Origin of the sequence: Paenibacillus agaridevorans, assembly GCF_003112455.1 — a bacterium.
Lineage (GTDB): Bacteria > Bacillota > Bacilli > Paenibacillales > Paenibacillaceae > Pristimantibacillus > Pristimantibacillus agaridevorans.
Genome location: NZ_BDQX01000292.1, coordinates 18,153 through 28,287 on the forward strand (window position 1 = coordinate 18,153; position 10,135 = coordinate 28,287).

The following is a 10,135-nucleotide window of genomic DNA, read 5'->3' on the forward strand; positions in this document are numbered from 1 at the left end:
GAAGCAGGAGGGAAAGCAATGAGAAAAGGACGCGTTGTATCCGTCATGGGTCCGGTCGTCGACCTTGAGTTCGAACGCGGCAATCTGCCGGAGATTCTGAACGCGGTTAAGATCGACCAGAAAGCAACAAACGGCGGAGTCGACATTAACCTTACACTTGAAGTTGCCGTTCATCTTGGCGACAACATGGTTCGCGCGATCGCGATGAGCACAACGGACGGTTTGGTTCGCGGCATGGAAGCTGTCGATTCCGGCGCACCGATTACAATTCCGGTAGGCGCTCCGACGCTGGGCCGCGTATTTAACGTACTTGGCGAACCGATCGACGAGGCTGGCGACGTAACATCCGACGTCAATCTTCCGATCCACCGCGCAGCTCCAAAATTCGACGAATTGTCCACGCAAGCGGAAATTCTCGAGACGGGCATTAAAGTTATCGACTTGCTTGCTCCTTACACCAAAGGCGGCAAGATCGGCCTGTTCGGCGGCGCCGGCGTAGGCAAGACGGTAACGATCCAAGAGCTGATCAACAACATCGCGCAAGAGCACGGCGGTATCTCCGTATTCGCCGGCGTAGGCGAGCGGACGCGCGAAGGCAACGACTTGTACCACGAGATGAAAGACTCCGGCGTTCTCAGCAAGACGGCGATGGTATTCGGACAAATGAACGAGCCGCCGGGAGCGCGCGCGCGCGTTGCCTTGACGGGTCTGACAATGGCCGAGTTCTTCCGCGACGAAGAAGGCCGCGACGTTCTTCTGTTCGTCGACAACATCTTCCGCTTCACGCAAGCGGGCTCCGAGGTTTCGGCCCTTCTGGGACGTATGCCATCGGCGGTAGGTTACCAGCCAACGCTGGCAACCGAGATGGGTCAACTGCAAGAGCGTATCACATCGACAAAAAAAGGTTCCGTTACATCGATCCAAGCGATCTACGTTCCTGCGGACGATTACACGGATCCGGCTCCTGCCACGGCGTTTGCCCACTTGGACGCAACGACGAACCTGGAGCGTAAAATTTCCGAGATGGGGATCTTCCCCGCGGTTGATCCGCTGGCGTCCTCGTCCCGTATCCTGTCGCCTGAAGTTCTGGGCGAAGAGCACTACAACGTTGCTCAAGGCGTTAAGAAAATTCTTCAGCGCTATAAGGAGCTTCAAGATATCATCGCGATCCTCGGCATGGACGAGTTGAGCGAGGAAGACAAAATCACGGTTGGCCGCGCTCGCCGCATCCAATTGTTCCTGTCCCAGCCGTTCCACGTTGCCGAGCCATTTACGGGTAACAAAGGCATTTACGTTCCTGTTAATGAATCCGTACGCAGCTTCAAGGAAATCCTTGAAGGCAAACATGATTCTCTGCCGGAAGAAGCGTTCCGTTATGTAGGTGTCATTGAAGACGCCGTGAAGAAAGCCGAAACGCTTTAATAGCGGCAGGCGGGAGGAGTCCATATGAGTACCTTTTTGGTAGAAATCGTGACGCCCGAGCGCAAAGTATACGAAGAAACCGCGAACATGGTGAGCGTGAAAGGAGTGGAAGGCGAGTTAGGCATACTGCCTAACCACATTCCGCTCGTGACTCCGCTTCGCATCGCGCCTGTTACAATCAAGCGCGGCGGCGTAGTTGACATCATTGCCGTGAACGGCGGTTTCATCGAAGTGCGCAAAGACAAAGTTGTCATCCTGGCGGAAAGCGCCGAGCTCGCGAGAGACATCGACGTGAGACGTGCCGAAGCCGCTAAGAAGCGCGCCGAGGAACGTTTGGCCAAGCGCGAACAAATCGACTACCACCGAGCGGAATTGGCGCTGCAACGCGCGCTGAACCGTCTGAGCGTGGGCAGATAATACAGGATTGAACGAGAACGAAGCAGGGATTGACTCTGCTTCGTTCTTTTTTTGACCACAATAGAATTTATAAGTTTTCGAGCATTCGAAAACTGAAATTTTATTTGATGCTAGCCGTGAAAACTCTGGAGGCAGAAGTAGGCGCTGGCTTCGCTGGGGGGCTTTTCGTTATAGGCAATTCGATGCGAGACAGGCCCGAAACCTAACATAAATTTAGTTGCATATACCTAATTTGATTAAAACGATAAAATAAAATGACCAACAAACTCAAATATGGTATTTTAAACATCAAAAATAATAGAATTATAATTATTTTGAAGATATTTGTCATTGCCCGATATAAAGTTATCCAAATGTCGATTCTTGTATGTTAATATAGTTAACATCGAAAGAGAAACAGTGGATAAGGATCGGGGGAGTTGCGCATGTTTGACTGGCTTGGAGCAAAGACGGGATTCCCGCTGTGGATTTCGTGGCGACTGAACAAGGATATTAAAGAGGATGTCGAGCAAACGTTCGAAGGTTTCGCAGAGACTCGCAAGGAATTGCTCATGAACTGGGCAGAGGATGAATGGCGCCAGCTGGAGAGACTTGGAGCCTCCATTCAAGAGGTATGGCAAGGGGATATAACGCAGCTGCAAATCAATGAATCTCTGGACAAGGTAAACACGCAGCTTGAAGTCGCATTCGCCCGAGCGATCGATATGACGGAGATCTTCTTGTTGGACGCTGAGCGGAAGGTTGTTGCAACCACGTACAAAGCTCATCTGGGAACGGCATATGGGATAGACAGCCTGATCCATGCCGGACTGGCTTACAGCGCTCAGCCCGGCGGCGTGACGAAAAATTGTTTGTTCGGGCCTTACCATGACGAGTTGACGAAGTCCATCGGACCGCGTTCGTCTTCCTTCCACGATGAGATGACGCTGCTGTTCATGCTGCCGATTACAAGCGGCGGCAAGCTGCTTGGCACTTTATGCGGCCGTGTGCCGAACGACGTCATCGGAGACTTGATTCAGCGGGAATCCGGCCATATCTATCCCGACTCCGGAGACAACTATCTGTTTATGGCGGAGCCAGGTCTGAACAAGCAGATCAAGCCCGGGACTGCGTTGTCGCGAAGCAGGTTCGAGGATCGAACTTTTACGCATGGGGAGAACTTGAAGGATGGTGTAACGACGGAATGGGGCACGGTAACCGTAAGAGAACATACCGAGCTGGAGCTCCTGTTCACCGATCCCGCGACCGGCGAGCTGCATCCAGGGGTATCGAACACGATCCGCAACGGCAGCAATCTATTCGTGGAGTTCCCCGGTTATTCGGACTATCGGCATATTCCCGTAATCGGCAAGGGTGTAACCTTCCAGCTCCCGCATTGTCCGGACAAGTGGGGGATGATGTGCGAAGGCGATCTGGAGGAAGTGTACCGGCTTCGAAGCATCGGGTGGAGGCAGCGCAGACTACATCTGTTCGCAACGGTAGCAGCCAGCTTGTTGACTGCGGCATTAATCTGGATGATCGCGGGCGCAGCCTCTCCTTGGATAATCGCGGCTGCGGCCGGAGGCTTCAATCTGTTGTTCGGTCTCATCGTGATCGGCGCATTCAAGCGCAAAGAGGAGAACCGCGTCGTGCATCATATGCGTTCATTAACGCGATTTATCCGGATGAATGCAGAGGGCAAGGGAGACCTGACCCAGCGGCTGCCGCTTCAAGGATTCGATAACGACGAGCTGAAGGATATCGCGAAGTGGCTGAATAACATGATGGATTCTCTGGAAGGTATCATGCTGCAGGTGAAGCTCGCGGCCTCGGACGTTACGACAAGCCAACGGACGCTTCATGAATCCGCTGCGATTACGACAAGCTCGACCGGACGGGTTAGCAGCCAAGTCTCGAATATGATCGGCAGCATCCGGCTTCAGCTCAAGGACATCGACATGGCAAAGGAATCGGCCGACACGATGAGGGACACGCTCCTCCTCATGGAAGAGGAGGCCGGGCGCCAGATTAAGGTGGCACAGTCCGAGGTCGATCGGATCGGCGACAAGATGAAACATATCTCCGAGAAGGTCGGGGAGACGAACTCAACGATTCATACGTTCATGGATACGGTGCAGGAAATTCAGAATGTGCTGAAGGTAATTGAACAGATTTCGTCCCAGACGAATCTGCTTGCGCTGAACGCCTCCATCGAGGCGGCGAGGGTGGGAGAGCAAGGGCGGGGCTTCGCGGTCGTCGCGAACGAAATCCGGAAGCTGGCTACGATGACCAAAGAATCGACGGAAGAAGTCCACTCCATCACGCACAACATCTACGCCGAGGCGAAGAAGGCTTTCGCGTCCATGGAAGAAGGCACGAGGGTCGTCGAAGAGGGTAATCAGCTCGTGGCTGCAGCAATCGGCACCTTAAACGAGGTCGGGGGCAGGGATGCGCACAAGTCGGCAGTCGTTGAAGAAGTCGTACAGCTGCTGGAGAACATCGCGCTCGTCAGCCGCCAGAACCGGAAGGTGTCTGCCGAGGTGGAAGGGCGCGTGCAGGAGCTGATCGGCGAGATGAACAACGTGCAGCAAACCTCGCAGCACGTTGAATCCATTACGTCGCTGATGCATCAATTGGTCGGGCAGTTCAAGCTGACGGAAACGCGCGTTAGATAAGGGAATTCAGTTATATTCTGGAGATTATAATGGCAAAGCCGCACGGTCGACGCAAACGCGTCTTCCGGGCGGCTTGTTTGCGTTCGCGTACGGCTGATTCTCGGGAGAGGCAGATGATGCCCGAGATACATAGTTTTACCATGGATGAGTCATCCTAATAAATAACACGACCGGAAGAAGGGAGGGGCCCGCCATGTTCGGGATGTATATGTCAAAAAAAGCCGGCAAGGACCAAAAGAAAGAACGGCGTTCGCCGGGCGCGGACAAACACGTGAACGAACAAATGAAAGATTACGAGCACCAGCCCGTTGTTCCGGTACTGACCGAGCTGCTGGACAAGATCAAAAAAGAGATGGGCGAGAGTTCGGATCTGATCATACGAGGTTTGGACTTGACTGATCGTCAAGGCAAGGACGGGGACAAGGATATTGCGCTTGTCTATATTCAAGGACTTATTGAAGATGAACGATTGGACAAGTTCGTGATTCAAACGATTCAACAGGATCCCGAGCTCCCTTCTCAGTTAAAGCAGCTAAAGGAACAAGTTCGGCAGACGAATGCGGACTCGCCCGAAGAGCCTGTTCTTAGCCGAATCAAGAGTCATCTCATCGCCATCGGATTAATTTGTGAAATCAAGACGTTTAAGGATTTGTTTGAGAAGCTGTTTCTAGGATACGCCCTCGTCTTTATCGAAGGCTCCCCCTCTGGTATCGGCTGCAATGTTTACGGAGGACCCAAGCGCTCGGTAGAAGAACCCAAGACAGAGATGATGATCCGCGGTCCCCGGGAAGGGTTTACGGAATCGCTTCGTGTAAATACGATTTTGCTTCGTCGGAAGATTCGCAGTCCGAAGCTTTGGATGGAGCAGATGAAGGTCGGCGAAATTACGCAGACTCCGGTCGCCATCATGTATATCAAGGGGCTGGCTGATGAAAGCGTGATCGAAGACCTCAAGCGTCGAATTAAGGATATTAAGAACGACGGCATTCTGGAATCCAGTTATATCGAAGAGATGATCACCGATCAGAAGTGGACGCCTTTCCCCACCATCATCAGCCATGAGCGGCCGGATGTCATAGCCAGCAATCTGCTGGACGGAAGGGTCGCTATTATCGTCGATGGAACGCCCTTCGTACTGGTGGTTCCGTCGACTCTGAACATGTTTTTTCAGGCTGCGGAGGATTATTATCAGAACTACCAGATGGCGACGTTTCTCCGCATGCTGCGATTCTCCTCGTTTTTTATCGCCCTTCTCATGCCGTCGATCTATGTCGCCATTATCGGCTACCATCAAGAGATGATTCCGACCCAGCTGCTGCTTAAGCTGGCTGCACAGCGGGAGGGCGTGCCTTTCCCCGCCTATCTGGAAGCTTTTATCATGGAGCTGGTGTTCGAGATTTTGCGTGAAGCCGTGCTCCGAATGCCGAGCACCGCGGGCAGCGCAATCTCGATCGTCGGCGGTCTCGTTATCGGGCAATCGATCGTTGAAGCGGGCATCGTGTCGTCGGCAGTCGTTATTGTGGTGGCCTTTACGGCCATCTCCAGCTTTGTCGCGCCGATATACAGCCTGGGCATCGCGGCCAGACTGCTGCGTTTCTTGCTGCTGATCGCCGCATCTACCCTTGGTTTCTATGGTATTGCGCTCGTCATGCTGCTCATTCTGCTGCACATGAGCAACTTGACTTCCTTCGGCATTCCTTATCTGAAGCCATTTGCTCCGTTCAACTGGAAGGACTTTAAGGATACGCTGCTTCGCGTGCCGCTCTGGATGATGAAGGAACGTCCGCAGCAGATAGGTGACCGCGACCAAGTACGAGACAACTCTGCTGCCGAGCCGAGAAGGGAGCCATCGCAATGAAGCGGAGACTTCCCCTGTGGCGAAAACTATGGTCGGGTATGGCGATACGTCTAATCAAACGGCTTGCGCTGACAGTGATTATCGCATCCATCCTAATACCGCTGACTGGCTGCTGGGATATTCGTTACTTGGACAAGCTTGGCGTCGTCATCGCGCTTGGGGTAGATGATGATCCCAGCGGCAAATTCCGCTACGAGTTGACGGTGCAGGTCGTTCTGCCGCAGAACGCGACATCGCGGGACGGGGGCGGGAACGGAAGTCCCGTCATGACATTGACGGAGAAGGGTGACACGGTGTTCGAGGCCATTCGAAAGATGTCTGCGAAGACTTCCCGCAGGCTGTTCTTCTCGCACACCCAGTTGCTGGTCATCCATGAATCCACGGCCAAGAAAGGCATCTTCCCGCTGATGGACCTGATCGATCGCAATGCGGATATTCGAACCGATATCAGCGTCGTTATCGCAAGGGGCGTTAAAGCGGCAAAGCTGCTGCAGATTCGAACTCAGATGGAATCGGTGCCGGCCAATCAGATCAAAGAGACGATTCTGGTGGATCAGAATGCGAAGGGGCAGTTGTACAGCGTCCTCGTCCGCGATATTACCCGAATCTCCAAGTCGGAGGGGCAGCAGATTGCGGTGCCTGCAGTCGGGGTGGAAGGTGACCCGGAGGCGGGCAGTACGAAGGAAATCGTCGACCGCATCAATCCAAAGGTGCTGCCCGAGCTGAAGACGATGGCGGTCTTTGACGGCGGCAGGTTGATCGGCTATTTGCCTCCGAAGCAGTCGCAGGGACTGACATGGTCGCTGAACAAGCTGCAGAACACGGTCTTGAAATTTCCGTGCGCAAACGGCAAGGGGCATTACATAATGGAAGTCATTCGCACGGATACGAAAGTCAAGGCGGAGAAGCCCAAAGGCGAGAGCGAGTGGCCGACGGTCAAGATGGAGATTCGGATGCAATCCAGCGTGCACGAAGTTACTTGTCCGGGCTTGTCCATTAACGATGAGCAAACGCTTCTCGCTCTGGAGGAGAAGCTCAACGCCGTAGTCGAAAAGGAGATCAAATCGACAGTCGATTGGCTGATGGATCGCAAGCTCGACGCGCTGGGGTGGGGAGAGCAAATCTACAGGGACCAACCCGCACTCTGGAAGCAGATGAAGGCGCGCTGGAAGACGATTTTTCCGCAAATCCAGTACGAAATTCATTGCATCAGCCATGTGGAATCCTTGGGGGCAAGAACCGATGCCATAACGGAATGAGGTGAAGACATGCTTCATGTGCTCATCATAGTCGGTTGCGCGATCGCCGTGACGATCTTTATCTGGAGGCGAAACCGGGACAAGGGGCAAATCCGCGAGGCGAGCTGGGCGATCGTTATCCTATGGGGAGCGGCCGCCCTGCAGATCGCCATTGCACGGCATCTGCCGGTCAGTCTTCCGACGGATTGGATCTCGATGCTGCTGGAGCCGATTTACGTGCCGATCGTAGCGTGGTTAAAGGGGGGATAACAATGTCCATGAGGTCTGGCTATGTCAATAACGAAATCACGTCCAGGCAGGTATCCAAGTTGTTATATTTATTTTCGGTGGGAAGCGCAGCGCTCATCGTGCCGACGGCGACGGTCACCATCGCCAAACAGGACGGCTGGATTTCCATGTTATTGATCGTACCGGTTCAATATGCCATCGTGCTCGTCTATCTAGCATTGATGAGACGCTTTCCCCGAATGACGATCGCGCAATATGCGGAGTTTATCGCCGGGAGATGGATCGGGAAGTCTATCGCTCTAACGTTCGTGTTTTTTTTCTTCATCTTGAGCACTTTGGTGCTGCGGAACATGGTCGACTTCATGAGCAAGACGGTGCTGCCGCAAACGCCGACCTGGTTTATCAGCGGAACATTTATGATCGTTATCCTGTACGGCGTGTTTCTCGGCATCGAGACGATCGCCCGCACGGGAGAAATTTTGTACATATGGAGTCTGTTCGTGCTAGTCATCATCACCCTGTCGCTCATGAACCAAGTTCATCTGGAATTTTTTGAGCCCGTGCTTGCAAACGGCTTGATCACTCCGCTTAAGGGCATGTATCCCGTGCTGGGCTTCCCTTTGACGGAATGCGTCTTTTTGACGGCGATTTTACCCATGGTTAAGGAGAGCGAGCGGGAGAAGTTGAACCGGGGAATTTTTGGCGCCGTCGCGGTGACAGGAGCGATCACGACGCTGATCGTATTCCTGCTGATAGCCGTCATGGGATCGGGCGAGACAACTCGAAGCCCGTTTGCGGTATATGAGATGGCGAAGCTCATAAACATAGAAGAGATACTTGTTCGCGTCGAGATCCTGTTCGCCGTCGTCTGGATCGGCACCGTATTCGTAAAATTGTCGCTAAGCGTCTACGTTCTATCGGTGCTGCTGGGGCAAGTGCTTGGGCTGCGAGCCTACCGTCCGCTCGTATTCCCGCTCTGCATGCTCATTGCTCCGCTCTCCTTGATCATCTACCGCAATGGCGTACATTCGACCAACTTCGCCATGAATGTATGGACCGTATACAGTGTCATGCAAGGGCTGCTCGTCCCTCTGCTGCTTCTGCTCGCGGCGCTGCTCATGCGCAAGCGAAGCCGCAAGGACGGCAGATTTCCTAGCAAGGAGCCGAACGCATAGCGGCGCGAGCTAGCCCAACTCCGTCATAGACGGTCGTGGAAGCATTTGTTATAATTGTGAGGAAAAATGGGCGGCAACTTTCCTGGCAAGTCGAACAGATCCCATACCATCCTGTGACGGAGGTGATCCTGTGGAGAATTACGTCAATCACTATGTTGTCGTCGCGATCTTCGTCGTGCTGGGCATTCTGCTCCCCGTCGTCGCATTGCTGCTGGGCAGAGCGCTCCGGCCGCATAAGCCGACGGAACCGAAGAGCTCCACGTACGAGAGCGGCAACGAACCCGTAGGCGAAGGTCAGGTTAGATTCAACATCCGGTATTATATGTTTGCGCTTATGTTTGTCATCTTTGATGTGGAAACCGTTTTCTTATATCCTTGGGCCGTTGCATACAATAAGCTCGGCCTTTTTGTTCTGATCGAAATGGTCATTTTCGCCGGCATGCTGCTCATTGGACTCCTATACGCATGGAAGAAGAGGGTGCTTAAATGGACTTGAGCCTGGAATCGATTAGTCTGGAAGAACGCAAGGAGTTGGAACGCAATGTATTCATGGGCACGCTGGAAAGCCTCAAGGCTTGGGCGCGCAGCAATTCGCTGTGGCCGATGACCTTCGGACTTGCCTGCTGCGCCATTGAAATGATGGGGACGGGAGCCTCTCATTACGATCTTGACCGATTCGGCGTCATGTTCCGCACGTCGCCGCGGCAGTCTGACGTCATGATCGTCTCGGGCACCGTGACAAAGAAGATGGGACCGCTGCTGCGCCGCCTGTACGACCAGATGCCGGAGCCCAAGTGGGTTATCGCGATGGGTTCCTGCGCGACCGCGGGAGGGCCCTACGTGAAGTCCTACGCCGTCATTAAGGGCGTGGACCAGATCGTCCCCGTCGACGTCTATATACCGGGCTGTCCGCCTAATCCGGCGGCGCTGATCTATGGCATCAACAAGCTGCAGGAAAAAATTCGCTACGAAGCCAAAACCGGAAAGCAGGTGACCGGCCGATGAGCGAGGAGGAGAAAAAGGAGCTCGGAGCACAGGGCGAGGCAAGCGAGGCTGACACGGCGGACGCGAAGATGGGATCGCAGGGCAAAGCAAGCGAGGCCGAAGCGGATACGGCGGGGG

At 53.8% G+C, this 10,135-nt stretch carries 9 protein-coding genes; all 9 read left to right on the plus strand.

The window, feature by feature from the left end; genetic code table 11:
- The first annotated feature begins 18 nt into the window (after positions 1-18).
- The 9 genes from atpD (at position 19) to PAT3040_RS24700 (ending at position 10,018) form a co-directional block, all read left to right on the plus strand.
- Positions 19-1,422 carry a F0F1 ATP synthase subunit beta gene (gene atpD / locus PAT3040_RS24665; protein ID WP_108994775.1) on the plus strand — a complete coding sequence of 468 codons (1,404 nt, stop codon included), beginning with the start codon at positions 19-21 and terminating at the stop codon, positions 1,420-1,422.
- 24 nt (positions 1,423-1,446) lie between these two features.
- A complete protein-coding gene (locus PAT3040_RS24670; RefSeq protein ID WP_087569489.1) occupies positions 1,447-1,839 on the plus strand; it encodes a F0F1 ATP synthase subunit epsilon in 393 nt (130 codons plus the stop codon).
- A gap of 425 nt (positions 1,840-2,264) precedes the next feature.
- Positions 2,265-4,493 carry a methyl-accepting chemotaxis protein gene (locus PAT3040_RS24675; RefSeq protein ID WP_108994776.1) on the plus strand — a complete coding sequence of 743 codons (2,229 nt, stop codon included), beginning with the start codon at positions 2,265-2,267 and terminating at the stop codon, positions 4,491-4,493.
- A 193-nt stretch (positions 4,494-4,686) separates the two neighbouring features.
- On the plus strand, positions 4,687-6,351 hold the full coding sequence (locus PAT3040_RS24680; RefSeq protein ID WP_108994777.1) for a spore germination protein: 1,665 nt from the start codon (positions 4,687-4,689) through the stop codon (positions 6,349-6,351).
- Positions 6,348-7,610 (plus strand): Ger(x)C family spore germination protein, encoded by a 1,263-nt coding sequence (locus tag PAT3040_RS24685; RefSeq protein ID WP_108994778.1) that lies wholly within the window; start codon positions 6,348-6,350, stop codon positions 7,608-7,610. The genes PAT3040_RS24680 and PAT3040_RS24685 overlap by 4 nt, the downstream gene beginning before the upstream one ends.
- A gap of 9 nt (positions 7,611-7,619) precedes the next feature.
- A complete protein-coding gene (locus PAT3040_RS37385; RefSeq protein WP_181376810.1) occupies positions 7,620-7,859 on the plus strand; it encodes a hypothetical protein in 240 nt (79 codons plus the stop codon).
- Positions 7,860-7,861: 2 nt separating this feature from the next.
- Positions 7,862-9,013 (plus strand): GerAB/ArcD/ProY family transporter, encoded by a 1,152-nt coding sequence (locus tag PAT3040_RS24690; protein ID WP_181376811.1) that lies wholly within the window; start codon positions 7,862-7,864, stop codon positions 9,011-9,013.
- 130 nt (positions 9,014-9,143) lie between these two features.
- Positions 9,144-9,509, plus strand: coding sequence for an NADH-quinone oxidoreductase subunit A (locus tag PAT3040_RS24695; protein ID WP_087569483.1), 366 nt, complete (start codon positions 9,144-9,146; stop codon positions 9,507-9,509).
- Positions 9,500-10,018, plus strand: a complete 519-nt coding sequence (locus PAT3040_RS24700; protein ID WP_087569482.1) for a NuoB/complex I 20 kDa subunit family protein — start codon at positions 9,500-9,502, stop codon at positions 10,016-10,018. The genes PAT3040_RS24695 and PAT3040_RS24700 overlap by 10 nt, the downstream gene beginning before the upstream one ends.
- Positions 10,019-10,135: the final 117 nt, after the last annotated feature.